At 62.4% G+C, this 25896-nt stretch carries 21 protein-coding genes and 2 pseudogenes; 17 read left to right on the forward strand and 6 right to left on the reverse strand.

Annotated features, from left to right (window positions below):
• Positions 1 to 340 precede the first annotated feature (340 nt).
• On the forward strand, positions 341 to 1123 hold the full coding sequence (locus tag FDW83_RS17665; protein WP_171027611.1) for a gamma-glutamyl-gamma-aminobutyrate hydrolase family protein: 783 nt from the start codon (positions 341 to 343) through the stop codon (positions 1121 to 1123).
• Positions 1124 to 1995: 872 nt separating this feature from the next.
• On the opposite strand, the gene FDW83_RS17670 is transcribed toward FDW83_RS17665, so the two are convergent.
• Entirely contained in the window at positions 1996 to 2559 is a 564-nt protein-coding gene (locus FDW83_RS17670; protein WP_205754695.1) for a hypothetical protein, read from the reverse strand.
• 398 nt (positions 2560 to 2957) lie between these two features.
• Between FDW83_RS17670 and FDW83_RS17675 the strand changes: the two genes are divergently transcribed.
• Both FDW83_RS17675 and FDW83_RS17680 read left to right on the forward strand, forming a co-directional pair.
• Positions 2958 to 4166, forward strand: a complete 1209-nt coding sequence (locus FDW83_RS17675; RefSeq protein ID WP_138139388.1) for an aspartate transaminase — start codon at positions 2958 to 2960, stop codon at positions 4164 to 4166.
• Between the two features lie 30 nt (positions 4167 to 4196).
• Positions 4197 to 4874, forward strand: coding sequence for a 4-carboxy-4-hydroxy-2-oxoadipate aldolase/oxaloacetate decarboxylase (locus tag FDW83_RS17680; RefSeq protein WP_138139389.1), 678 nt, complete (start codon positions 4197 to 4199; stop codon positions 4872 to 4874).
• A gap of 600 nt (positions 4875 to 5474) precedes the next feature.
• Here FDW83_RS17680 and nac read toward each other — a convergent pair.
• A complete protein-coding gene (gene nac / locus FDW83_RS17690) occupies positions 5475 to 6419 on the reverse strand; it encodes a nitrogen assimilation transcriptional regulator NAC (RefSeq protein WP_138139391.1) in 945 nt (314 codons plus the stop codon).
• Positions 6420 to 6754: 335 nt separating this feature from the next.
• Here nac and FDW83_RS17695 point away from each other — a divergent pair, with 335 nt between their 5' ends.
• From FDW83_RS17695 to FDW83_RS17760, 14 genes and pseudogenes are all read left to right on the forward strand, one after another.
• On the forward strand, positions 6755 to 7837 hold the full coding sequence (locus FDW83_RS17695; protein ID WP_138139392.1) for an ABC transporter substrate-binding protein: 1083 nt from the start codon (positions 6755 to 6757) through the stop codon (positions 7835 to 7837).
• A gap of 48 nt (positions 7838 to 7885) precedes the next feature.
• Entirely contained in the window at positions 7886 to 9004 is a 1119-nt protein-coding gene (locus FDW83_RS17700; protein WP_138139393.1) for an ABC transporter ATP-binding protein, read from the forward strand.
• Positions 9001 to 9921: an ABC transporter permease gene (locus FDW83_RS17705; RefSeq protein ID WP_138139394.1), complete on the forward strand. Its 921-nt coding sequence runs from the start codon at positions 9001 to 9003 to the stop codon at positions 9919 to 9921. The genes FDW83_RS17700 and FDW83_RS17705 overlap by 4 nt, the downstream gene beginning before the upstream one ends.
• 5 nt (positions 9922 to 9926) lie before the next feature.
• Positions 9927 to 10742 carry an ABC transporter permease gene (locus FDW83_RS17710; protein WP_138139395.1) on the forward strand — a complete coding sequence of 272 codons (816 nt, stop codon included), beginning with the start codon at positions 9927 to 9929 and terminating at the stop codon, positions 10740 to 10742.
• Positions 10743 to 11024: 282 nt separating this feature from the next.
• Positions 11025 to 11813, forward strand: a complete 789-nt coding sequence (locus FDW83_RS17715; protein ID WP_138139396.1) for a LamB/YcsF family protein — start codon at positions 11025 to 11027, stop codon at positions 11811 to 11813.
• Position 11814: 1 nt separating this feature from the next.
• Positions 11815 to 12540: an allophanate hydrolase subunit 1 gene (locus FDW83_RS17720; protein WP_138139397.1), complete on the forward strand. Its 726-nt coding sequence runs from the start codon at positions 11815 to 11817 to the stop codon at positions 12538 to 12540.
• The gene (locus FDW83_RS17725; RefSeq protein ID WP_138139398.1) at positions 12537 to 13547 is read left to right on the forward strand and encodes a biotin-dependent carboxyltransferase family protein; all 1011 of its coding nucleotides are present in this window, start codon (positions 12537 to 12539) and stop codon (positions 13545 to 13547) included. The genes FDW83_RS17720 and FDW83_RS17725 overlap by 4 nt, the downstream gene beginning before the upstream one ends.
• A gap of 51 nt (positions 13548 to 13598) precedes the next feature.
• Positions 13599 to 14939 (forward strand): MFS transporter, encoded by a 1341-nt coding sequence (locus FDW83_RS17730; protein ID WP_138139399.1) that lies wholly within the window; start codon positions 13599 to 13601, stop codon positions 14937 to 14939.
• Positions 14940 to 15012: 73 nt separating this feature from the next.
• Entirely contained in the window at positions 15013 to 15768 is a 756-nt protein-coding gene (locus FDW83_RS17735) for an SDR family oxidoreductase (protein WP_138139400.1), read from the forward strand.
• A gap of 74 nt (positions 15769 to 15842) precedes the next feature.
• Positions 15843 to 16784 carry a 2-hydroxyacid dehydrogenase gene (locus tag FDW83_RS17740; protein ID WP_138139401.1) on the forward strand — a complete coding sequence of 314 codons (942 nt, stop codon included), beginning with the start codon at positions 15843 to 15845 and terminating at the stop codon, positions 16782 to 16784.
• A gap of 53 nt (positions 16785 to 16837) precedes the next feature.
• Complete coding sequence (locus FDW83_RS17745) at positions 16838 to 17608, forward strand: SDR family oxidoreductase (protein WP_138139402.1); 771 nt, start codon at positions 16838 to 16840, stop codon at positions 17606 to 17608.
• Entirely contained in the window at positions 17608 to 18672 is a 1065-nt protein-coding gene (locus FDW83_RS17750) for an L-idonate 5-dehydrogenase (RefSeq protein WP_138139403.1), read from the forward strand. The genes FDW83_RS17745 and FDW83_RS17750 overlap by 1 nt, the downstream gene beginning before the upstream one ends.
• 50 nt (positions 18673 to 18722) lie before the next feature.
• Positions 18723 to 19286 (forward strand): gluconokinase, encoded by a 564-nt coding sequence (locus FDW83_RS17755; RefSeq protein ID WP_138139404.1) that lies wholly within the window; start codon positions 18723 to 18725, stop codon positions 19284 to 19286.
• Positions 19287 to 19298: 12 nt separating this feature from the next.
• Positions 19299 to 20572 (forward strand): annotated as a pseudogene (locus FDW83_RS17760) (SulP family inorganic anion transporter); the annotation flags it as partial.
• Positions 20573 to 20690: 118 nt separating this feature from the next.
• On the opposite strand, the gene FDW83_RS17765 reads toward FDW83_RS17760, so the two are convergent.
• The 4 genes and pseudogenes from FDW83_RS17765 to FDW83_RS17780 form a co-directional block, all read right to left on the reverse strand.
• Positions 20691 to 22871, reverse strand: coding sequence for a glycogen debranching N-terminal domain-containing protein (locus FDW83_RS17765; RefSeq protein WP_138139405.1), 2181 nt, complete (start codon positions 22869 to 22871; stop codon positions 20691 to 20693).
• A 628-nt stretch (positions 22872 to 23499) separates the two neighbouring features.
• Positions 23500 to 24816: an ATP-binding protein gene (locus FDW83_RS17770; RefSeq protein WP_138139406.1), complete on the reverse strand. Its 1317-nt coding sequence runs from the start codon at positions 24814 to 24816 to the stop codon at positions 23500 to 23502.
• Positions 24817 to 24889: 73 nt separating this feature from the next.
• The gene (locus FDW83_RS17775; protein ID WP_138139407.1) at positions 24890 to 25159 is read right to left on the reverse strand and encodes a hypothetical protein; all 270 of its coding nucleotides are present in this window, start codon (positions 25157 to 25159) and stop codon (positions 24890 to 24892) included.
• A 220-nt stretch (positions 25160 to 25379) separates the two neighbouring features.
• Positions 25380 to 25896: pseudogene (locus FDW83_RS17780) on the reverse strand (malate synthase A); the annotation flags it as partial.

Genomic DNA, 25896 nt, shown 5'->3' on the forward strand with positions numbered 1-25896 from the left:
GGGCTACGGCGCGTTCTTCGTACCGGGGAGCACTGTCCTGTCAGTGGATGGTGGGCAGTGGCATCAGAACCTAAAGCGGCGCGGTTTATTAGCGAAGGGAGCGTGATGCCGGCCCACAACGGCATCGCGGTCGCATGGAAGCGGGCGATCCAACCCATTCTGTAGGAGCTTGCCTGACGTGGCTCCACACTCGCCGTCCATGCGCTGCACGTGGAGCATTCCACCCGGGGTTCGGACACGGGCGCGTAAAAGGAAATCGCTGCATTCGCCGATACCGTGCACGGTGCTTCAAAAATTCCGAAACCCATTCACGCGACTGGCGAACCCATCCTCAATCAACTTGGCAACGAAAGAACTCATGCAACAAAAACGTCCGCGCGTCGCGATTCCCGCCCGCCTCAATTCCAATTCCATGGATGCCCGCGTCATCATAGCCGCCAAGGCTTTCCACAGCATTGTGTCCCTGGTTGAATCCCAAGACCTGCAGCCGGTGATAATCGATGATCCCGCTACCGATATGGCTCAGTTCGACGGACTGGTGCTGCCGGGCGGGGGAGACATTGACCCTGAACGCTACGGACAGTCCCAATCTCCCCAGGTTTACGACGTGAACCCAAACCAAGACGCCTTGGACTTCAACGTCGCATCCTCTGCGTTGACCCAGGAGATACCCATCTTGGGGATCTGCCGCGGGATGCAGATCTTAAACTCCTTGTTCGGCGGGACCCTCCATCAAGACCTGCAGCCCACCAAAACCACTCATCGGATCATGAGTGCAGATGTCGCCGAATGGTCTTGGCACCGCGTTGCCCTGCGGTCCGGTTCACCACTGGCACTGGCCTCGGGAACTAAAACGCCCAACATCGCGTCAGCACACCACCAAGGCATCGATCGCCTCGGACATGGCCTGATTTTGGAAGGGACCGCACCCGACGGGCTACCTGAAGCATTCTCAACCACGAACGGGCTCATCTGGGCAGTCCAATGGCATCCGGAAGCGGAAGGAACAGAGCCCTTAGTCCAGATGGCACCCTTCCACCTTTTCGCCGACCGGGTCAAAAGCGAACACGAAGGGGCTGATTCCTGCGCCCGACCTGAGGGCTTGCAACCAGCCATTGCTTGAAACGAGCTCACCCACGTATCGACCCCCACGAGCGCGGGCCGCGTGTGCCGCAAGTAGCCATCGGGTCATTCCGGAGGCAAGAGAAATCGGATGAGGGTCCGGTACCCGCCTCACTCGTCAAGGTTTCTCGAGGTCGCCTTCGGGCGAAACTCGGACGGAGGTGACTGGCATTGCGTGGCAAGATGCGGCCCGCCAGACCGTCCTCATCTGAACGCGACGATTTGCGTCGGCGTCAGAATAGGGTGAAATTCCGCTTCACCGACACTGGCTCAATGATGTTCTCAGATCCCATTCTGACAGTTGGAGGGACGGGAAACCCGAGTGCGGCAGCCCGCGAAACCTAGAAATTCTCAACAGATCCGGGGCCTGATTGAGATCGCTTGGGGAATCAGCCGTCAATTCACGTCTCATGACTCGACAGGTGTCTGCGAACAAGACGAGAGCTCTAACGACAGGGGAATCCTCCCTGGCCACGGGCCCGAACGTCAGGTTGGAGTGTACTTCAACGGGATATGAATCGGTCTGGGAACGGGCCACCAGACTTTGCGTTAGTGTCTGCCGCTGGCCGCTGTTCTAGAAGCGTGCTCGGCTACCAAGCGTGCCAAGTCGCGGGAAACTTCAGCCTTTGCGGCTGCCCTTGCATCGGTTTGCGACATGTTGGTGATCCTCTTTGCGTCGAACTGGCGAGGAGCCCTACGAGCTGTGCGCCCCTGATGGTGCCACGTTCTACGTCAGCCGTTTCGGCCAATGGATCATGAAACATGACATGCCCGGCATCGGGTTTGGTATCGGGAAGTCTGGTTTGATTCATCGACTCACCTTTCCGATTTTGGACAGCAGTTCATGAATCGACTTCTCCTAGGCACCGGGTTCTATGCAGGGAGCGCAGATCGTGCCTCTACGCCCCACGTCATTTTCCGAATGTTTTCAGGATTCAGCCCAGTCAATGCGGCCAGTTCGTAGTCATCCAGGAGCCGCTTTCTCCGGGCGGCGGCGAGGAGTTTGAGCTGCTTGGCTTCCACCGCAGCTTTGGAGCGCTCCAGAGCTGCCAGTTCTGTGCTAAGGGCACAAATGATCTCAAGGTGCTCCTGCCGGGACGACGCGTTTGGATGCAGATCCGGGAAGGAAAGCCCGATTCTGCGCACTTCGAAGCGCGATATTCGGGTTGCTTCTGCCAGGACCTTGATGGTTAGACCGTCGCTGAGCGCCTGTGCGATCTGCTGGTTCAGGTGAGCAGACGCGTCGCGGAGGCTACTGGATTTAAAACGGATGGACTGCCGGTAGTAGCTCAACAGCTTTCGAACCCGCTCGGTCTGTTGAGCAGGCGACTTGCGCTTTCGGGTACCACGGTACCGGTAACCCGCGGGGCCGCTATCTGGTCGTGCACTCGGCGTGACTTTGGCAGCGTCGGGGCGACGTGTTTTGGGTGCAGGCAATTGTATTCCTCACATCATCGACGTGCATTCCGGACGAACCCGGCAGAACTGCATTTTGCTGCAGTAGTGCCGGTTTCCAGAGCGTCGGGGCTGCAGACTTATCCAGAAGGTTAGGCCGAACGGGCAGGGCTCGGGAAATACGAAAACTGCGTGGAGCCATAAGTATCTGTTGGGTCCGCCGAAGCTTCAACACTTTGAGGGAGCCAAGGATTCTAGCCGTCGAGCGGGGGAGAAGCCTGGGGCTCCAGTTTCACCTGGTCCTGGAAGGCGATGCAGAAACCCTTGCCGGTCATAAGGGACGCTTATCCGTCCACGCACTTTAGGTCTTATCCAGACCGAGGCCAGACTCCTTAGGCTCGAAGGAATCAGTACAGCCCTGAGACCTTTTGGAAGAGACCATGTCTGAATTTGAACCAGCATCGCGGGTGTCCCGCATCAAGTCTTCTGCCAGTGTGGCCGCCGCGGCCCGTGTGCGTGAGCTGAAGGCAGAAGGGCGCCGGATCCTGGACCTGACGGTCGGCGAGCCTGACTTCGACACCCCGGCCCACATCAAGTCTGCAGCAATCGAGGCGATCACCCGGGGGGAGACGAAGTACACCTCGGTTACCGGCACCCCGGCGCTGCAGACGGCGATCCTTCAGACCTTGGAACTGCGCACGGGCATTCACTACTCGCCGGCTGAGATCACCATCGGCGGCGGGGCCAAGCAGGTTATTTTCACGGCCTTCATGGCATCCCTGAATGCCGGCGATGAAGTGGTGGTCCCTGCCCCGTACTGGGTCTCGTATCCGGACATGGTGCTCGCCAATGAGGGCACTCCGGTAGTGGTTCCCTGCAGCGAGGAGTCGGGGTTCAAGCTCACTCCCGATGCCTTGGCAGGGGCGCTCAATGAACGGACCAAGTGGGTGATCCTGAATACGCCGTCGAATCCTACCGGAGCCGTGTACTCTCCGAGGGAACTGCGGGAGCTCGCGGATGTTCTGGCGAACTTCCCGCACGTCTTTGTCCTGACTGACGAGATCTATGATCAGATTTACTTTGGCCAGGCGAAGCTCTCGTGCCTCGTGGAGGTCGCCCCCGAATTAAAGGACCGCATTCTGGCCGTCAACGGAGTTTCCAAGGCCTATGCCATGACCGGATGGCGCCTGGGGTACGCCGCCGGCCCGGCGCCGCTCATTGCAGCGATCAACAAACTGCAGTCCCAGATCTCGTCCTGCCCCTCCTCGGTGAGCCAGGCCGCGAGTGCTGCCGCGCTTACCGGCGACCAAAGCTTCGTGCAGGAAAGCCGTGAGGTCTACCGCAGCCGGCGGGATGCGGCAGTCGCCGCTCTCAACGCCGTTGACGGACTGTCATGCACGACGCCGGAAGGCGCCTTTTACGCATACGTCAACTGCGCGGGGGTCATCGGAAAAACGACGCCCGAGGGGAAGGTCATCGAAAATGACCAGGACTTCACCCTCTACCTCCTGGAGGCGGCATCGGTAGCTGTTATCCAGGGATCGGCTTATGGACTGGGCCCCTACTTCCGCATCTCCTACGCGACCGGCCTTGACGTCATCGAAGAGTCCATTGCCGCTATCGACAAGGCCGTCCAGGCCCTCACCTAATTTCCAGATCGCACCAGAAGGAAAACCACCGTGATTCACGTCAAAACCAACATCGAGCGGCCCGCTGCCGACGCGATCAGCCGCCTGGCGAAGTTCTCGTCGGCCACCATTCACGAGGCCCAAGGACGCAAGGGAGCCCTCAGCTCCAAGATCAAGCCGATCGACCGAAGCATGTCCTTCTGCGGGCCTGCAGTCACTGTCCGCTGTGCCCCGCGGGACAATCTCATGCTGCAGGTGGCCATCCATTATGCGGAAGCAGGAGACGTCGTCCTGGCGGCGGCGGGGGAGTACGAGGAAGCCGGAACCTTCGGCGACGTCCTCGGCAACGCCATGAAGGCCAAGGGGCTGGCCGGGCTGGTGACTGACTCGGGCGTCCGCGACACCCAGGACCTTATCGAGCTTGGCCTGCCTGTCTTTTCCGGAAGCGTCTCGATCAAGGGCACCGTCAAGGAGACAATCGGACCCATCAACCACCCGGTGGTTTTTGGAGACGAGGTCATCTACCCCGGTGACGTCCTCCGCGGTGATGCAGACGGCGTTGTGGTGGTCAGGAAGGACGAGATCGAGGATGTCATACGCCTCTCGCAGGAACGTGACGACGCCGAGCGGGAGCTCATCCGCCTCTACCAGGCCGGCGGCACCACGATTGAACTGTGCAACCTCACCGAGGTCCTAAAGGCCAAGGGATTGCTCGTCGAAAACGCCTAAAAGTGTCCAAGGCCAGCGCCGCTGGGCGCTGGCCGGAGGGAAAAAAATAAGGGAGGGTTGGCGGGTCCTGGTCAGGACCAGCCAACCCCCTTATTCGTATCCGTCACTGTCAGTTCCAGTTGCAGGCGGTCGCCGTGGGCCTAAGCAACTTCCGATGCATGAGAGCAACTTCCCATGGCGTGAGCTGAATGCCCAGGAGCGCTACAGGGACAAGGAACGGCACCAGGAAGCGCCACCGCTTCCGGGAAAAGCGCTTACGGCAGGGAGTATGCAGGTGGTCCGACGTAACCGTCCTCGAGGTGCCAAAGCGTTGACTTGCCTGGACCTGTCGGCGGCATGATGCTGCCCTCAAACACGAAGATGGGTTCAATTGACCGGTCTTCCGGGCACCAAAAACCACTGGCCGGACAGTGCGATCCTGTTTTTGCCCTCAAGGTCAGACTAGTGGCAGAATTTCTGCGATTTGAAATCTTTTTCACGGCGGCTCTCCCAATTAATAATTACAGAACCAATGGCTGGAATTCTGTGGCCTTGCTTCCACATTAGATTCTTGGGAGTCCCTTTACTAAGACGAATGTTCAATGTCCTGATAAGCCAATCCTATGAAGCCGCGGCTCCTCGCCGTCTGGCGTACTTACTGCTGAGCATTTCATGAAGCATCTCCTTCAGCACAAGGAGCACCGCCGAGGCCGCTTCTGAGAGCGGCTCGTGGTCAGGCGTGCACAATGCGATCTTGCACTGCAGTTCCGGGTCAACAATCCGGAGTACACGGAAGTCTTCCTCGTGGAACAGGGCATCGGCGGCTGACTTCGGAAGGACGGTTGCACCTAAGTCAGCCCGCAGAAGCCGCGTCAGCGAAGGTACGGACTCGATCTCGCCGACCAGGCGCAGCTGCAGGCCTCTACTTTGAAGGCCCGATTCGACCAGCTGGCGGAGCGTATGGTTCTGCTCAGGCAGGAAAAGCCCATGCTGTGCCGCCTCTTCCAAAGAGACGCCTCCGTCCTCCACCCCAGGTCCGATGCTTCTGCGGGCGTTCACAACCAGGTAAAGGTCTTCGACAATCATGGTGGTGAACTGGACGCCCCGGATCGGGCCCGGCTCATAGATGAGGGCCATGTCTAGCCTGCCGTTTTTGATGGCCTCGCTGAGGACACCGCCGTAGATCTCGGTGATATGCAGCACGATATCCGGGTATCTGTGGGCGACTTCGCTGATGATCTGGGGGGTCAGACTTGAGGCCATGCTGTAAGGAGCGATAGCAATGGACACGCGTCCGGAAGGTGCGGCCCCTGATGCCGCAACGTCCTGGCGCGCCTGCTCCACCTGTCGCAAGATCATGTGCGCGTGCCGATACAGCGTGTTACCGGCGGCTGTGGGCTGCACCCCCTGCTTGCTGCGGATCAACAGCCGCTGCTTCAGTTCATTCTCAAGGGCAGTCACCTGCTGGCTCAAGGCCGGCTGCGCCACATGCAGCGCGGCCGCGGCCTTGGTGATACTGCCCGAATCCACGATCTGCACGAAGTATGCGAGCTTCCGCGTATCCATAGCTTGCCTTCCTTCCTAAAGGACCACCGGCGACCTCCTCGAACCTTGGAGGGTCATATCCGGATGCTATGGAGGGATATGCAATAGGTCTTTGTGTGATCCGCATCTCGAACACTAGTTTGATCTTACATCGCGATTCTAGCGCCTGCTCGATGTCCTCCCCGAGAGGCAGGCATAAGGATTCGCGATGCCACCAGACGCATTTCGCATAAAGGCCAGCTTCAACAAAATAGTCGCGGTCTTTAACATCACGGAAATAAGAAGACCCTAGGTTTAGAAGCATCAAAGATTCGCTGCCATAAACCGGACTCTTCTTTATTAAAGAAAGCTGACAAATGAGAGCAACAATCAAGGGCAAGATCGCCGCAGTAGCGGCTTCCACCGTCGCGATCCTCACGCTATCGGCCTGCGGCGGTGGTTCCGGCTCTTCTGCCGGCGACAGCCCAACGTCGGGGGAAGTAAATCTCATCGCCTACTCCGGCGTCTGGCAGGACCAGTACACCGCGGCGGTCATCGAACCGTTCAAGGCCAAGTACCCGAACATCAAGATCAACTACGCGTCCAAGCGTTCCTCGGCGGAAATGCTCAGCGCGCTGCAGGGGCAGAAGAACAACCCTGCCACCGATGTGGCGATCATGGACAACTCGGTGTCCACTACCGGGAACAACCAGGGACTCTTCGAGAAGATCGATACCACCAGCGTGCCGAACCTCGCCAACGTTCCCGAGAAGTTCCGGGACAAGGACGGGTACGGCCCCGTGGCTATGCTGGACGCCGTCGGCCTGCTCTATGACACCGCCACCTTCCCCAAGGCCCCTGAAAGCTGGAAGGTGCTGTGGGATCCGGCCTACGCCGGCAAGATCAACGTCAACGCCCCGCCGTCCCTCTTGGGCCTGTCCCTGACGGCCATCACCTCCAAGATGGAGGGTGAGGACTACACCAAGGGCATTGACAAGGCTGTGGCACGGCTGAAGGAGATGGCCCCGGGTGTGCAGACTTTCGCGCCGAACCCGGATGAGTACCAGAACGTCATCACCGGCCAGACCGTGCTGGGTCTGGGCCAGAACGCCCGCGGCCAGTTCTACAGCGACCAGAGCAACAAGAAGATGGGTGTCACCTTCCCTAAAGAAGGCACCGTGTACCAGATCAACACCATCAACCTGGTCAAGGACGCCCCGCACTCCGCGGCCGCCAAGACGTTCGTGGACTACGCCCTGTCCGCCGAGGCGCAGACGGCCTTCGCCAAGGCCCTGTTCTACGCCCCATCGGTCAGCAATGCTGAACTGCCCGCCGATGTGAAGAACCGTGTGGTCCCGACCGATGGGTCCCTGAACATCGTGCCGCTGGATGTGGAGTTCCTCTCCTCCGCCCGTGACAAATGGACCGATACCTGGAAGCGCCAGATCATCACCAAGTAACGGCACAACGGTGCCCCTCCCCAACTTCGCTTCAGGAGAACTGAAATCGTGACTGAAACAAAATTGTCGATCAAGGATCTGACCAAGAGATACGCCGCTGGTCTTGAACCGGCCGTCGACCGCCTGAACATGGAGGTGGAGGAGGGGCACCTGGTGGCGCTCCTCGGACCGTCTGGCTGCGGCAAGACCACCACCTTGCGGATGGTGGCCGGCCTCATGGACCCGACGGCCGGCTCGATCATGGTGGACGGCAAGGAAATCACCCACACCCCCGTCAACAAGAGGGGGATGGGCATGGTCTTCCAGTCCTATGCACTGTTTCCCCACATGAACGTGGAGCAGAACGTGGCCTTCGGCCTGCAAATGCGCCAGACACCCAAGTCCGAGCAGAAAAAGCGTGTAGCTGCCGCGCTGGACATGGTCCAGCTGGGCCATCTGGGAAAGCGGCAGACCAAGGAACTTTCCGGTGGCCAGCAGCAACGTATCGCTCTGGCCCGGGCCCTCGTCGTCGAGCCCACGCTGCTCCTGTTGGACGAGCCCCTCTCCAACCTGGACGCGAAGCTCCGTGAAACCATGCGCAGCGAAATCAGGTCCATCCAGCAGCGCACCAGGGCCACCACCCTCTTCGTCACCCACGACCAGGACGAGGCCCTGGACATGGCGGACCGGATCGCCGTCATGAACGGCGGCCTGATCGAACAGTTCGGTTCCCCCACGGAGGTCTATGAACGCCCGCGCACGCACTTCGTTGCCAACTTCATCGGCCAGGCCAACTTCCTCACCGCCCGGGTGGGAGCCGACACGGGTGCGGCTCCGGTGGGCGAACGCTACTACAAGATTGATGTTGACGGGTTCGGGCAGTTCGGTGCCGTGGGCGTCCCCGGGCTCACGGGCAGCACGCACGAACTGGTGATCAGACCCCACCGGCTCAATGTATCCCTGCACCCCGGCGTCGTCGGCCCGGAGTCCATCGCAGGCACCATCGAACGCGTCAGCTACACCGGTGACGCGCTGGCCGTCGCCGTCCGGGTAGGTGAGAAATCTCTCCAGGCGCAGCTGCTGACCTCCAGCGGTGACCTGCCCCGCGCCGGAGAGACAGCCTATCTTTCCTGGGTGGCAGAGGACGCGTACCTCCTGCCCGCGCCCGCGAAAGGCTTGCCGGAATGACTCTCCTCCAAAACAAGATTCCCCCGGCCACCCACCGGGGAATCGAAGAAGGCGTACTGGAGCGGGCAGCAGGAAAGCGGAACCGCCGCACCTATCTTGCCCTCCTGATCCCAGGGCTCCTCGGACTGCTGGTGAGCTTCGTCTTCCCGCTGGCCTACATGATCCGGATGTCCTTTAACAAGGGCGCACCGGACGGGGTCATCATCGAGACGTTCACACTGGAGACCTACATCCAGCCGCTGACAGACCCGTACTACTGGCGGGTCACCCTGGACACTTTCCAGATGGGCGTCACCGTGGGGGTGCTCTGCGTCCTGGTCTCCTATCCGGTAGCGCTCTTCCTGGCCCGCAGCACCAGCAAATACCGGGGACTCCTCATCGCCGTGGCCATCGCACCCCTGCTCACCTCAGCGGTCGTCCGCACGTACGGGTGGATGGTCATCCTGGGCACAAACGGGCTCGTCAACTCCTCCCTCGAAGGAATGGGCCTCATCACCGAGCCGCTGAAGCTAACCAACAACATGACCGGTGTAACCATCGGGCTGGTGGAGATCTTCATGCCCTACGCCATCCTGGCGATGATTTCCGGCTTCGGCCGGCTCAACCGCCAATTGGAGGAAGCGGCGGGTTCGCTGGGCGCCAGCAAGTTCAAGGTATTCACCCGCGTCACGTTGCCGCTCAGCCTGCCGGGCCTGCTGACAGCGTTCCTGCTGGTCTTCGTGCTGGCCATCAGCACATTCATCACGCCGCGGCTCCTGGGCGGCGGCAGCGTCCAGGTGCTGGCTACCGAAATCTACGACCAGACCACGGGCCTGCTCAACTGGCCCTTCGCCGCAGCCCTGTCTGTCATCCTGCTGGTGCTCTTCGGCGTCATCATCGCCGTGTACCAGCGCCTCACCAAGAAGATCGGAGGCTAGCTGCCATGAGTGAAGCTCGCCTGTTCAAACCGCGGTTCAACCCGGCCAAACCAGCCTTCGGGATCCTGGTGTTCCTGCTGTACCTCTTCCTGCTGGCACCACTGCTGATCGTCTTCGTCGTTTCCTTCGCCTCCAACCAGTACCTGTCCTTCCCGCCCGAGGGTCTGACGCTGAAGTGGTACGAACTGCTTCCGGCGGAAAGCACCTTCATGAACGGGATGAAAGTCAGCCTGATCGTCGCCATCGCGGTCACATTCATAGTGCTGGTCCTGGGCGTGCCGGCCGCGCTGGCACTGGACAGGTTCGACTTCAAGGCCAAGGCGGCCGTACAGTCGTTCTTCCTCTCGCCGCTGCTGATTCCCAGTATCGTGCTGGCACTGGGCATGGTCCTGCTCTTTGGGCCCCTGGAGCTGAACAACACCTATGCCGGCATCATCATCGGGCACGTAGCGATCACCATCCCGTTCGTCATCAGAACCACCCTGATGAGCCTGGCCACCACCGATACCTCCTGCGAGGCCGCAGCCCGCATCCTGGGCGCGGACTCCTGGACGGTTTTCCGCCGCATCACCCTTCCCATCATCCAACCCGGGGTGATCGCCGGAGGCGTCATCGCCTTCATCGTCTCCTTCGACGAAGCTGTCATCTCGCTCTTCGTGGCCGAATCGGGCCTGCCCACCCTGCCCGTGCAAGTGCTCCGCTACGTTGAGAACTCCGCGGACGCCGCCGTCGCCGCTTTGTCGGTAATCCTGATCCTGATATCACTCGCGGTGGTCGTGATCGTGGAACGGGTCATGGGCCTTCGCAAGGCAGTCAGCTAACCCCCATTGCCGCCCGGCTAACCTCAACTGCTGCCCGGCCCCTTCAGGGCCGGGCAGCAGCATTCCCGGGACCAGGCGTCATAACTTAGGCCTATCCCGTGACACCGATTACGTCTTTGTGTGATCAAACTCCCGGTGTCAGACTTTTTTGCAGACGCCGGTAACCCGGCACCCCCGGACATCGAGCCCCTACCGGTTCACCGGAGACCCACACCACCAGCTACAGCTGCCCCCTGCCCTGCGAAGGCACAAACGGCAGCTCACCTCCCAGGAAGGCACACAATGGGACCCACAGTTGATCTCGTGGCAGATCTTGGAGAAGGCTTCGGCGCCTACTCGATGGGCGACGACGCCGCCCTGCTCGAGGTGGTTTCCAGCGCCAACATCGCCTGCGGATTCCACGCCGGTGACCCTGATATCATGAACGCGACCGTGGCCGAATGCGTCCGGCGCGGCGTCAGCATCGGCGCACACCCGAGCTTCCCCGACCTCCGCGGCTTCGGCCGGCGCACCATGGACCTGAGCGCGGACGAAGTCCGCAACGACGTCCTCTACCAATTCGGCGCACTGACCGCCTTCGCCGCCTACCACGGCACCCGCGTCGCCCACATTGCCCCGCACGGCCGCCTGGGAAACCTCGTCGCCACCCGTGCCGACTACGCCGCGGCCGTCGCCGATGCCGCCGCCCGCGTCAACCCGGACCTGATCGTCCTGGCTCAGGACGGCGAACTTGCCTCCGCTGCTGCTGAAAGGCAACTCGCCGTGGGAATTGTCGGCATCGCAGACCGCGCCTACGAGGCCGACGGTACGCTGGTGCCCCGCAGCCGCCCCGGCGCCGTCATTCACGACCCTTCAACCATCGTGGACCGCACCGTCCGGATGGTGTGCGAAGGGCTCATCGAAACAGTGGCAGGAACAGACCTGCCCATCATCGCCGACACCGTCCTCCTGCACGGAGACACTCCCGGAGCGGTGCAGTTGGCCCGCCGGATCCGCGTCGAACTGGAAAACGCCGGAGTCACCATCGCCCCGCTCGCCCAGGTGCTGGCCGCCAAAGTGAAGGCCGCCTGACATGGCCGCCACGTCAACCCCCACTCCGGTGAGAATCTTCGAATCGGGCGATGCGGCGCTGCGCGTTGTTGCGGACTCCCCGGACAGGGAAGTCAACTGGAACACCGTGCATTCCCTCGCCGCGTGGCTCGACGCCGCTGGAGCGGACGGCGTCCACGGTGCCGTGCCAACCTACGACTCTCTGCTCGTCGAGTTCGACCCCCACGTCACCTCCGCCCGGCAGGTTCGTGCCTTTGTCCTCCTGGGCATGCGCCAGCTCGACTACCTCGGCGCTCCGGCACGCACACCGAGGCAATTCGACATCCCCGTCGTCTACGGAGGGGAATACGGTCCGGACCTGGAGCGGGTTGCCGAGCACGAACAGCTGCCTGTCGAGGAAATCATTGCCCTCCACACGGCCAAGTCCTACGTCATCCGTTGCCTCGGCGCCCCGGCCGGATCACCGATGATGGATGGGCCGGATTTTCCGCTCCCCGTTCCGCGGCTGAAGGACCCCCGCCTATCCGTCCCGGCAGGTGCCGTATCCGTTGCCGGCCGGCAGGCAGTCATTGCCCCGGCAGTGGCACCCGGTGGCTGGTGCGTCATCGGCCAAACACCCCTGACGGTGCTGAACCCCGCCAAGGAACCGCTCGTGCCTTACCAGCCCGGCGACCTGCTCCGGTTCCACCAGATCCCGGCTGAAGAGTTCTCACTGTTGGCCGGTCGGGAACTGGAGGCCACCCAGTGAGCGGATCATTAATCATTCAGCAGCCCGGCCATGCCGTGGTCACCGATCTCGGCCGCTTCCGTGGGCCACGTTACGGGCTTCCCGTTAACGGCGCTTTGGATCAATTTTCGGCGCGGGCCGCGAACATCCTTACCGCCAACGCGGAGAACGATCCGCTGATCGAAATAACTGCTCTGGACTTCCGGGCCCGCGCCACCGCCGATCTTCTGATCGCCGTTACAGGTGCACCCCTGACGCTCACCGTCGGCGGGCGGGAGTGCCCGCAGTGGGAGCCCGTCTCCGTCCGTGCAGGGGAAACGATCGCGGTCCGGGGCATCACCGGCGGGCTGCGCGCTTACCTTTCCGTCCACGGCTCCATTACCGCCCCAGAACTCCTGGGAAGCTGCGCTCCAGATACCGTCATCGGATTTGGCCTAAAGCTGGCGGAAGGCACCGAACTCATCACGTCCAAGACGGTTCCGCCGATCAAGCAGCCCTACTTTGACCTTCCATTGTTCAGGCTGGGACTGACCAAGCCGGACTTCAGCACTCATCCTGTGATCGATGTGACCGACGGACCGGACCTGGAAGAATTCGGCGACACCGCGGAGCTGCTGTTCACCACCCGCTACACGGTCAGCCCCAGAAGCAACCACATCGGACTGCGTCTCGGCGGAGCCCTTCCCGAGCGACAGTCAAGCAGCGAGGTATTGTCCCGCGGCGTCCCGGTCGGAGCAGTCGAAGTCCCTTCCCGCGAGGAACTGCTGGTTCTGCACCGGGGACGAGGAGTCACCGCCGGGTACCCGGTCCTGGCCGTTGTCACCAGCCGTTCCCTAAACGTCCTGGCCCAGGCGAGGCCGGGGCATACCGTCACGTTCCGCAGGACCACCGTTGCGGAAGCGACAGCGGAGCACCGCGCGGCCATGCGGGAACTGGAAAGGCTCCGCACGACAGTCAACACAGTCTTCGCCCTCCTGGGCACCGGAGCCAGCCCTCGCTGGCCCGGGCTTATGGCGGCCAACAACTAGGCCGGGCTTGACGCCCGCTTTATCTGCATCAGAATCAAGTAAGGAATGAAAATGTCAACATCAACGCGCGCGGCCCTGCCGCAGCATGACCGCCTCGATGCGAGGCAAACCCGCAAGGTAGTGACCGCCGGGTGCGTCGGGATCTTCGTCGAGCTCTACGACAACGGCATCTTCGCGTTCATGGCAGGAACCCTTGCCCTCGTCTTCCTGGCACCGGGCAACCCGGACAACGCCTTGCTGTTCGTCTTCGCCGGATACGCCGTGTCCTTCTTCGTCCGCCCCCTCGGCGCCGTGGTCTGCGGCATCCTGGGCGACAAAATCGGAAGGCAAAAACTCCTGGTCTTTGTCATCATGCTCATCAGCGTGGCCACGGCCGGCATCGGCCTGCTGCCTGACTACGCCGCGATCGGCATCGCAGCACCGGCGCTGCTGGTGTTCCTCCGCCTTCTGCAGGGCTTCTCCGTCGGCGGCGAGGCTGCCGGCGCCATGACCTTCCTCGCCGAGCACGCACCCGAGGGCAAGCGCGGCATCATCACCTCCTTCGCCCAGATCGCGTCCTTCGCCGCCCTGCTCACCGGCACCCTGGTCGCCTACGCCATGTCCCCCTGGCTCACGCAGGCAGCGATCGACGGCGGCGGGTTTGGTGCGTTCGCGTGGCGCATCCCGTTCCTGGTCGCCATCCCCATGGGCATCATCGGCTGGTACATCCGCAAAGCGATCAGCGACACCCCGAACTTTGAACGGCTCAAGGAAGAAGGCGGGCTGTCCAAGAACCCGCTGAAGGAAGCCTTCGCTTCCGCTGAGCACCGCCGCGCCATGCTGCTGGCCCTGTTCATCCCGCTCATGAACGGCTCCGGCTACTACGTCCTGTTCTCCTACATGCCCACCTTCCTCAAAGGAAAGCAGCTCAACTTCACCATCGGCGAAGCGCTCCTCGTCACCGCCTGCAGCCTGGTGGTCATCTGCATTGCCATCCCCTTCATGGGTGCCCTTTCGGACCGTATCGGACGCAAGAAGGTCATCGCCGGCTCGGCGATTGCCATGGCCGTCCTTGGAATTCCCGCCTACGCCCTGATCGCCACCGGCGAGATGGCACTGGCCATCCTAGGGGCCTGCATCATGGCCATCGTGTTCGCCGGTCACACCGCAGTGATCCACATCCTGATCGTGGAACTCTTCCCCACCCGCGTGCGCTACTCCGCCTACGGCCTGGGCTACAACATCTCCTCGGCGCTCTTCGGAGGCACCGCACCGCTGCTGATGACCTGGCTGATCTCCGCCACGGGCAACATCTACATGCCGGCCTTCTACGCCGTCATCACAGCACTCGGCACCCTCGCTGCAGTCAGCACAGTCAAGGACCGTGCGCACCTGCCACTGCGGGACGCATAAACACACCCATCACCTTCAGCTGCCCCAGAGACGCGGCTAAAAGCAACGCGTTGCTACCTAACAGGAGACTTCCATGCCCTTTTCAGACTATTCAACTGCCCTGGTCACCGGTGCTTCCACCGGAATGGGTGCCGCGATCGCCGAACGCCTCGCAAAACGTGGACTCACCGTCCACGCGGTGGCCCGTAACGAGGAGCGCCTGACCGATCTGGCAGAAAAGACCGGAGCCATTCCCCACGTCGTAGACCTCACCGATACCGCTGCGCTGACCGCCGCCGTCGGGAATCTTGAAGTCGACGTCCTGGTCAATTGCGCCGGAGTCTCCCGCCCCGGGAACATCCTTGACTCCAGCCAGGACGACATCGACGAACTCGTCGACGTCAACCTCCGCGGGCTGCTCCAGCTGACCAGGCTGGTACTCCCGGGCATGGTCGAACGCGACCGTGGCCACGTCATCAACGTCAGCTCCATCGCCGGGATCTACAACTTTTACGGCCACACGGTCTACCACGCCACGAAGGCCGCCGTGCACCAGATCTCCCGGCAGCTGCGCAACGACACCGTGGGCAAGCGCATCCGCGTCACAGAATTGTGCCCCGGACGCGTCGAAACCGAGATCTTCGGCCGCAACATGGGCGGCACGCCCGAGGCCATGGAAGAGGCGTGGAAGACGTATTACGAAGGCTACGAGTCCCTGACCACGGACGATATCGTCAACGCCATGGACTACGCCATCGAGACTCCCCGCCACGTGAACGTGGGCATGCTGGAACTCATGCCCACCTTCCAGGTTCCCGGCGGGCTCACGTTCGACCGGCGACCGGCTTAAAGCTCCCACCGGGTTTGGGGCCGGCAGACCGGCCCGCCCCGTTCCGCCACTCCCCAGAATCGATAGGTTTTCCGATGCAAACAGTCCGCACCGTCAGCTTCCCCGACTCCCAGCTGCTCGCCGATCTCTCACCCCTTCCCGAAGGGCTCAAGGGAGTGGTATGGGACCTGAAGTCGGATCCCGATGAGGGGACACTGCAGGAGATCGACGGCGTCATCCTCCCGTACATAAACGCCGGTGCGGTTCTGGGGTCCCTCGCCAAAGTTGAAAACCTGAAGTACGTCCAGACGCAGTCCACCGGATACGACGGCGTCATCGAGGCGACCGGACCGGCCGCCGGCGTCGCCAGCGCCTCCGGTGTCCACGCCGCCGCGACGGCCGAACTCGCGGTGGGGCTGATTCTGGCCAAACTGCGAGGCATCGACCAGGCCGTCCGCGACCAGCAGCACGGCCTCTGGCGGCCGGAGCGCCGCCAGTCCCTGGCGGACCGGCGCGTGCTTTTGCTGGGCGTCGGCGGGATCGGGCACGAGATCGCCCGCCGCCTGGAACCGTTCGAAGTCACCGTCACACGAGTGGGAAGCGTGGCCCGGACCGACGAACACGGCGAGGTGCATGCGCCGGCGGAAGTCACCGCACTCGCCGCCACACACGACATCCTCGTCACCGTGCTGCCCCTGAACGAGCAGACCCATCAGCTGATCGGCGAAGAGGTCCTCGCTACCCTGCCGGACGGCGCACTCGTGGTGAACGTGGGGCGCGGCCCGGTCGTGGACACGGCCGCACTGACCAAGGAAGTCCTGTCCGGGCGCCTGCAATGCGCCCTGGACGTCGTCGATCCCGAACCGCTGCCGCAGGACCACCCCCTGTGGTCCACGCCCAACGCCCTAATCACACCGCACGTCGGCGGCAACGCCTCGGCTTTCGAGCCACGGATCCTGAAGCTCCTGCGCCGGCAGCTCGAAGCCCTGGCCGCGGGCCACGCCCCGGCCAACCTCGTACAGCGCGGCCCCTTCTAAGGCGGCCCGGCACTCATGAACCACCTATCCGCGCGGCGAAGGAGCTGCTGACCATGAATCCACTTTTTGACCTGACCGGCCGGGTGGCCCTGGTGACCGGCTCCAGCCGCGGGATCGGCAACGCCCTAGCCAAGGCCCTGGCCGACGCCGGCGCCACCGTCGTGCTCAACGGCATCAACGCCGGACGGCTCAAGGACGCCGAAGCGGCGATGGCCGCCGACTACGCGCCCGGACGCGTGCACAGCTGCGCCTTCGATGTCACCAGCGACGCCGAGGCCGCCCGCGGCATCGCGTGGATCGAGGAAAACGTCGGTCCACTTGAGATCCTGGTGAACAACGCCGGCATCCAGCACCGCATACCGATGCTGGATCTGGACGTGAAGGACTGGGAACGGGTGCTCTGCACCGACCTGACCAGCGCTTTCCTCGTGGGCAGGGAAGCGGCCCGGCACATGATCCCCCGCGGCCGCGGCAAGATCATCAACATCTGCTCCGTCCAGACCGACCTAGCCCGCCCCACCATCGCCCCGTACATTGCCGCCAAGGGGGGCCTGCGGAACCTGACCCGCGCCATGACGGCGGAGTGGGCCGCTTCGGGCCTGCAGATCAACGGCATCGCGCCGGGCTACATCCACACTGAAATGACGCAGAACCTCGTGGATGATGAGCAGTTCAACTCCTGGATCCTGGGCCGCACCCCGGCCAACCGGTGGGGCACCGTCCAGGACCTGGCGGGCCCGGCCGTGTGGCTGGCCTCCAGCGGCTCAGATTTCGTGAACGGCCAGACCATCTTCATCGACGGCGGAATGACGGTGGTGGTCTGATGTTGACCGAAAACACACTCCCCATCTCCGGCCCCGCCGTCGTTGCCCACGCCAAAGGCGACCTCCGCATTGACGACATCACACTGGCCGCGCCCGCCCCGGATGAGGCCGTCATCGAAGTCCTGTACGGGGGTATCTGTGGGTCCGACCTGCACTACTGGCTGCACGGCGCCGCCGGTGAATCCATCCTGAAGGCACCCCTGGTGCTGGGCCATGAAATCTCCGGACGAGTGGTCCGTCCTGCTGCCAACGGAACAGGCCCCGCCGCAGGGACTCCCGTGGCCGTGCATCCGGCGACCCCCGGCCCTGGTGCCGCCCGGTACCCGGCGGACCGGCCCAACCTCTCTCCCGGCTGCACCTACCTCGGCAGCGCTGCCCGCTACCCGCACACCGACGGTGCCTTCAGCCGGTACATAAACCTGCCGGTGCGGATGCTGCGGGCACTGCCGGCGGGCCTTGACCTGCGGACAGCTGCGCTGATCGAACCGGCCAGCGTCGCCTGGCACGCAGTGTCCCGTGCAGGAGACGTAGCTGGCAAGACTGCCCTGGTGATCGGCTGCGGGCCCATCGGCGCACTCACAGTAGCGGTCCTGAAGCGTGCCGGCGCGGGCCGGATCGTCGCGGTCGACATGCACCCGAAGCCATTGGAGATCGCTGCCGCCGTCGGCGCCGATGAGGTCCTGGCCGCGGGTGACGTAGAGGCAATCGCCGCCGTGGAAGCGGACGTTGTCATTGAATCCTCCGGCAATCATCATGGGCTGGCCTCCGCCATCCAGGGTGCCGCGCGGGGAGGGACGGTGGTGATGGTGGGCCTGCTGCCCACCGGACCCCAGCCGGTCCTGATCTCTTTGGCCATCGTACGCGAACTTGAACTCTGCGGTTCGTTCCGGTTCAACGACGAAATCGACGACGTTATTGCCGCACTGGCCGACGGTTCCCTGCAGATCGAACCCGTGATCACCCACGAGTTCCCCGTCACCCAGGCACTGGAGGCCTTTGACGTCGCACGCAATTCCGCGGAATCAGGCAAAGTGCTCCTCAGCTTCGGCTCGGCAGACAATTGACGGGCGCGGCAACTATCGCCTCAGCCGGCGAACCATTCAAGGAAGACGAAATGATCACGAAACTGCCACCCCTTGTTGTCATGGGCGTTTCCGGATGCGGCAAATCCACCATCGGCGCCCTGCTGGGGAGGCGACTGGGCGTTCCCTTCTTTGACGGGGACGACTTCCATCCGCCAGCCAACAAGGCCAAGATGGCCAGCGGCACCCCGCTGGACGACGACGACCGGGCACCTTGGCTCGCCGAAATCGGCGCTGCATTGGCAACGCCTGCCAATGGTGCCGGATCCCGCATCATCGCCTGCTCGGCACTCAAGCGCAGCTACCGCAACCTTCTGCGCAGCTTCGCACCTGACGTGGTGTTCATTCACCTGATCGGTGATGCGGAGACCATTTCACTGCGGCTGAGCGGGAGGGCACACGAATATATGCCCAGCAGCTTACTCGGATCCCAGTTGGCGGCGCTGGAAGAACTGGAAGCAGATGAGGCCCACGTCCTCGTGGACATACGCCTTGCCCCGGACCTCCTCGTCGAGTCGGTGGCCCGCCAGCTGGCTGGACTGCAGGATGAGCGCACCACCACAATGACCGGGAGCCCGTCTCAACGGCAGCAATAAGTGATGGCCCCCATTGCCCCGCTGGTGAAGTCGCACGGCGTCGACTATCTCATTGCCGCCGTCATCCTCGCCGGGGTTTTCCAGATCATCCTCGGCGTCTCGGGAGTCGCGAACTGATGCGGTTCATTCCGCGCTCCGTCATGGTCGGCTTCGTCAACGCCCTGGCCATCCTGATCTTCATGTCCCAGGTCCCCGAACTGCTGGGCGTCCCGTGGCTGGTCTACCAGCTGACGGCGCTGGGCCTGCTCATCGTTTTCGGCCTGCCCAGGCTGACGAATATCGTGCCGGCGCCGCTCGTTGCCATCGTCGCCCTGACCCTGCTCACGGTCCTTGGGGGCATCTCCGTCCCCACGGTCGGCGACAAGGGCGACCTGCCCGAATCCCTCCCGCAGCTTTTCATCCCGAGCATGCCGTTCACGCCCGAGACACTGCACATCGTCTTCCCGTACGCCCTCGCCGTGGCCTTCGTCGGGCTCCTCGAATCCCTGATGACCACCAAGCTCGTTGACGACGTCACCGACACCCGCTCGCACAAGCCCCGGGAAGCCTGGGGCCAGGACGTGGCCAACATTGTCACCGGCTTCACCGGCGGCATGGGCGGCTGCGCAATGATCGGCCAGACCAAGATCAACGTGAAAGCCTCCGGCGCCCGCACCCGCATCTCCACCTTCCTCACCGGGGTCTTCCTGCTGATCCTCGTCGTCGCCCTCGGCGGCGTGGTCTCGGTGATTCCGATGGCGGCGCTGGTCGCCGCGATGATCTTCGTTTCGTGGGCCACATTCGACTGGCACAGCATCCATCCCCGAACGCTGAAGATGATGCCCAAGAGCGAAACGATGGTCATGCTCGCCACGGTGATTGTCGTCGTCGCCACCCACAACCTGGCCATCGGCGTCGGCATCGGTGTCCTGGCCATGGTCCTCTTCGCCCGGCGCGTGGCGCACTTCGTCACCGTCAAGCGCACCGTCAAGGTGATCAACGGGCAGGAAACCGCCACCTACGTGGTGGACGGCGAGCTCTTCTTCGCCTCCTCGAACGACCTTTATACCCAGTTTGACTACGCATTGGATCCGGAGCGCGTCGTCATCGACATGCACGCCTCCCACCTCTGGGACGCCTCCACCATAGCCGCCCTCGACGCGGTCACCGAGAAGTACCGCCATCACGGCAAGAACGTGGAGATCACCGGGCTGAACGACGCCAGCATCCTCATGCGCGAACGCTTCGCCGGCAAACTCACCGGGCACTGTCTCAATGCTCCTCCTAGATTGTGCAGTGCCTTCTGAAGGCTCTGGGCCTCCGATCAGAGGAACCCAAGTGGGCGCCGCAGCAGACGGCGCCAGCCGGCCAGCACATCCTTGCCGTCCTGGTCCTGAATGGACTACGAGCTATGCTCGCTTATCCTTACTGCCCCTTAGGTACCTCTTGAGACCGCGCTTCCGCTCGCCGCTGAGCGGCCTGCTCTACTAATTCAGACATCCATGGACGGTGCCCCCGGTGGAACGTCATCCCTTCTGGCAGTCCTTGGACGGACGGAACGGAGTCGGCGATGTCGATGGTGACGCGGCTACCTCCCAATGGGGCGTTGGTGATGTGCAGCTGGCCATACGATTCGGGGAGAACTGGATCCATCCATACGCCTCCGGCGGACACGACTGGATCGTAGCGCATCAGGCTCGTCACCAACTGGATCGGAGCCGTCGCTGCCCACGCTTGCGGTGAGCATGCCGTCGGATAGGGGACAGGGACGGCGAGCTGCTCCCGGCTGAACCCGCAGAACAGCTCCGGGAGGCGGCCGTCAGAGTACTCGGCCGCGTCCAATATGCCTGTAGCTATCTGCTGGGCTTCAGCTATGAACCCGTAGCGGAGGAGTCCGGCTGCGACGATTGCGTTATCGTGTGGCCAGACCGACCCATTGTGGTAACTGGCGGGGTTGTAGGCGCCCATGTCGCTGGCAAGTGTGCGCACGCCCCAGCCGCTGAACATTTCCGGGGACATCAGGCGTTCGGCCACCTGGGGGGCCTTGTCCTCGTCAATGAGTCCCTGCAACAGGCAGTGGCCCATGTTTGAAGCGCAGGCGTCGACTTGGCGCTTCTTGCCGTCCAAGGCGATGGCGTAGTAGCCGCGCTCTGGCATCCAGAACTGCTCGTTGAACTGTTTTTTCAGTTTCGCCGCCCGATCGGCGAGCTCATTTCCAAGGGCTGTGTCCCCGGTATCGTAGGCTAACCACGCACGCGACAGATAGGCGACGTAGACGTAGGCTTGGACCTCGCAGAGCGCGATCGGCGGCTCGGCCAGTGTCCCGTCGGCGAAGTTGATCCCGTCCCAGGAATCCTTCCAGCCCTGGTTGATCAGGCCCTGGTCATTAAGCCGCTCGTACTCGACAAATCCGTCGCTGTCCCTGTCCCCGTACTTCAGAATCCATTCCAGTGCGCGGTCTGCATGGGGCAGCAGTGCGGCGATGGTCTCCTTAGCGAATCCCCAGCGGCTGACAGCACCTAGGACCATCAGGAACAGGGGTGTGGCATCGATGCTGCCGTAATAGTTGGATTTGCCACCCAATGAGAGCCCGCTGGAGACGTCGAGCCGGACTTCGTGGAGGATTTTTCCCGGTTCCTCCTCAGTCATTTGGTCCACCACCGTACCTTGGCGGTCCGCTAATGTCTGCAGAGTGCCCAAGGCCAGGGAAGGGTCCACGGGCATCGCCATTACCGAGGCCCACAAGGAATCACGCCCGAACAGGGTCATGAACCAGGGCGCTCCGGCGGCTACCACCACCCGGTCCGAGTGGTTCGGGTCCTCAATGCGAAGGGCGCCCAGGTCGTCATAACTGCGGCGCAGGGTCCGTTCGATCGATCGGTTGCCCATCTGCAGCACCGGAATCTTAGCCACCCATTCTCTCCGGCGCTGGTCCCGGGGGGATAAGCCGTCCCGGTCGGGATGAACAAATGCCGCCGCTGCTCCTTCATTGCTGGGCAGAACGGTCAGAACGGTACTCCAGTATCCGCGCGCCGGGAGAGACACCCGATAGACCACCGCATCTTCGGTAATGTCTGCACCGGTTACATGGACGTCCATGCCCTTCGTGATGTCTTGCCAGACAGCCTGGATAGTGAGCATGTCCCTGTCGGCCTTGCGGGTTTCGTCCCAGCGCCGCTGGATCCGTGCCTCTTTCACCTCGAAAAGGTCTGCAAAATCCGCCTCGACGCTCAGCGCAATGACGCATTCGGTCGGTTCAGGGGAGTAGTTGCGAACTGTGACCTGCTCTTGAATGCCGGCCCCTACTTCCCGTAACCGCTCTACCAGCAGTGTGCTGTCGGCGTAGCCGTCAGAACGGGTGACCCGTCCGACAAACAACGCCCGGTACGGCTCCTTAATCTCTGCCGCCAACGGTTCAAGCGGTCGGTCATCAACTGTAAGACTCCAGCCCGAAAGAATTCGGGCGTCCTGGACGAAAAGGCCATGCGGATGTTCGGCATTGATGTCCCCATTCGGTGAGGAAATGCAGAAGGACGAACCTTCGACCAAAGTGACAGTCCCCGCCCCGAGCGGGCCAGCGGCCGTATCAGCATTCCAACCTGCCATCGAAGACCTCTCAGAGAACTAACGGGTGCCGTTACCTTTCACTGGCGCCCCACTCACCGGCCGCTTCTCCAAACGACGCTACTCTTGCTTGAACTCCCGAACCAGAGCTAGCACTAGAGGAGATCCAGATTGCAAAAGACATGGGAATCTACCGGGCCATACCTGGGCTCCCGCCTCTGGAGGACACCGGAAGGACTTTCAGAATCCCCCTTGATTCAGGGGCGGTTATAGCGGCAAGGTGCCTTAGCAACCGAGCACTTGTCCAAAGAGCTTCAGCCCCATATAGAGCTTCTGACACGCATTTGAGGTTCCGTTCGGACTGGTCTTGAAACGCCGATAGTGGATATTCCGTCAACCTGGCGAGGCTTGAACAAGCTGCGCTTGGTGATCTGTTCCGCCCACGGTTGGGGTCAATTCGGGTTATCCACGGCTGAATATTGGGAGCCGTTGGGGTAGCTCCCGGAGCAGCAGTAGCGGTGGACAACCCATGAAAATTATCCCCGGTTCTGGGCGGCGGAGCGTTGCCGTATCCAGTTGGGGTGTGCTCAAGCTGGACGAAACAAAGTTGCAAGAAGCCAACTTTGGCCCCTAAACCGAGCTTTTTCAGGGCTTTTGAAAGCGTTACTGGCTAGACGCGGCCCAGCGCATTGATGTCTTCGAGGAAGTCCTGGTGCACTGTTTCACTGACTGTGGTGCGGGTTTCGGAGATGGCGTCGAGGTAGTCCTCAGTGGAGGGCCCCTTCCGCTCAGCATCCCGGACCGAGGGCTGCGCTCCTGATGCTGGCCCACGGTCGTCGTACACTGCTTTTTCCAATGCCCGCTGGGAGGCACTGCGCGCGGCATATTCGATGTCGGCCGGAGAAAAGCCCTCAGTGCATTTAACGAGGAGCTCGACGTCCACGACGTCCAGCACGGACACGGGGATGAACCGCTGCCACATGGCCTCGCGGGCGTGCCGGTCGGGTAGTCCGATGGGGATGACGTAGTCGAACCGGCCGTGCCGCAGGAATGCGGAGTCCAGGGCCCGGATGAAGTTGGTGGCGCACACTAGCAGGCGGCCCGGCTGTTCGCGGAACGCCGGGATGATTTTGAGGAGTTCGTTGGTAACTCCCTGCAGGGGTGACGGCGGCTCCCCGGAGCGCTGGGAGGCGATCTCCTCCACTTCGTCGATGAACACTACGGCGTGTTCCAGTTCAGTGATCTTCAGGAAGGTTTCGCGGAGGGCTCCGGCGAGGCCTTGGGGGTCGGCAGCGAGGCGGGAGGGGAAGACTTCAACGAAGGGCCATTCAAGGCGGGAGGCGATGGCTTTGGCGAAGGTGGTTTTGCCGGTGCCGGGCGGGCCGAAGAGTACGACGGCGCGTGGCGGTACTACGCCGAATTCGTCGGCGAGGTCGGCCTCGGCAAGCGGGAGGACGAGGCGGCGTTCCAGCAGTTCCTTTTCCCGGTGCATGCCGGCGACGTTTTGCCACAGGTCTCGGGCGAGGACGCGTCCGCCGAGCTGGCCTAGGGCGCCGAGTTCCTGGCGCTGGACGGGGATGGTGCGTTCGAAGTAGCGCAGGTTCTTTTTGAGGGCGAAGCCGCGGCCGAGGAACGCTTCCACCCGGGTTTCGGATTCGGGCATGAGTGCCGAGAGCTTGTTGAGTCCGTGCGGGGCCATCCGGTTTTCGACGGCGGCGAGCAGCGACGTCCCGATGCCCCGGCCTCGGTGCTCGGGCAGGGTGGCCAGGAAGACGATCCAGCCCTGGTCGTGTGCGGCGCGCCCGACTGCGGCGCCCACTACCTGCTCCCCTTGTACTGCCACTACGGCGTGGTCCTTTGCGCAGGATGCGAGCACCTCGGAGAGGGCGTACACGGGTTCCACGTTGTTCGCCTTTAAGGTCTCCCACAGGTGCAGGATCCCGTCCAGGTCCGCCGAATGGAAGTCCCTGATCCGCCAGTTAGTCATGCCGTTTCTCCAGATTTCGGTGGTGAATGAAGGTGCTTGATACAAGGTAGAAAAGCGGCCCTTTTGTCGAGGCTCAGTCTGCCAGCAGCATGAAGTGGTCGATGGGAGTTTCCAGCATTGGCGCATCAGGCAGCGCCCACGCTGTATACCCTTCAACTTTGTCGAACAGGGCGCGTGGTTCGACTCCCTCGCGTCTCAGCCACAGGAAGTCGCCGTTCGCCGACACTATTTCGACCTGCCCTACACGAATGAACTGGCCTTTTCTTCGGATGCATATAACTCGGCCAGCTAATTTGTAGTTCCAGTTATCGATGTACTCGCCAGTTATCTTCGGCATTTCCATCTGGTTTCTCTCCTGTTCGTGGATCGATGTAGGGGTGACTGCCGGGACTCCAGGCTTGGGATACGGGCTTTTGACTAGTGCCCCGTATGCATGCGCACGATGAAACGCATTGACCGTCGCCGGGCCGACTCTCCCGACTTTCGGGGCACTTGTTGCGAAGAGTGGCGCCAGCCCGGCGGACGGATTCGACTAAAACTTCAACTTAGGTAATTGCGAGTCCTTATACGGTGTCCTTTTCCCGTGCTTCTGTGAGGTAGCGGGCGTAGGCGGGGAGGGTGAGGAAGGACGGGAAGTCGGAGGCTAGGGTGACTTCTTCGAAGATGTCGCGGGCGTCTTCGAACCGGTCACCGTCAAAGCGCATCAGGCGGGCGAATTCATCGTCGAGGAGTTCCTCGACCCAGTGGTGACTGACGATGACGCCGTGGTCGGTGATGGCGCGGGCGTAGAGCCACTGCCAGAGCTGGGAGCGGGAGATTTCGGCGGTGGCGGCGTCTTCCATGAGATTATGGATGGCCACCGCGCCGTTGCCGCGCAGCCAGGATTCGATGTAGCGGATGCCGACTTCGATGTTGTTGCGGACGCCCTGTTCAGTGATGGTGCCGTGCAGGGAGGCGATGTCGATCAGGGCACGGTCGTCCGGGATGACGTCCTCGCGGAGATTCCCGAGCTGGTTCGGCCTGGTGCCCAGGATGCCGTCAAACACTTCGCGGCAAACGGGCACCAGGTCAGGGTGGGCC

The sequence above is a fragment of the Pseudarthrobacter sp. NamE2 genome (assembly GCF_005796205.1).
Taxonomy (GTDB): Bacteria; Actinomycetota; Actinomycetes; order Actinomycetales; family Micrococcaceae; genus Arthrobacter.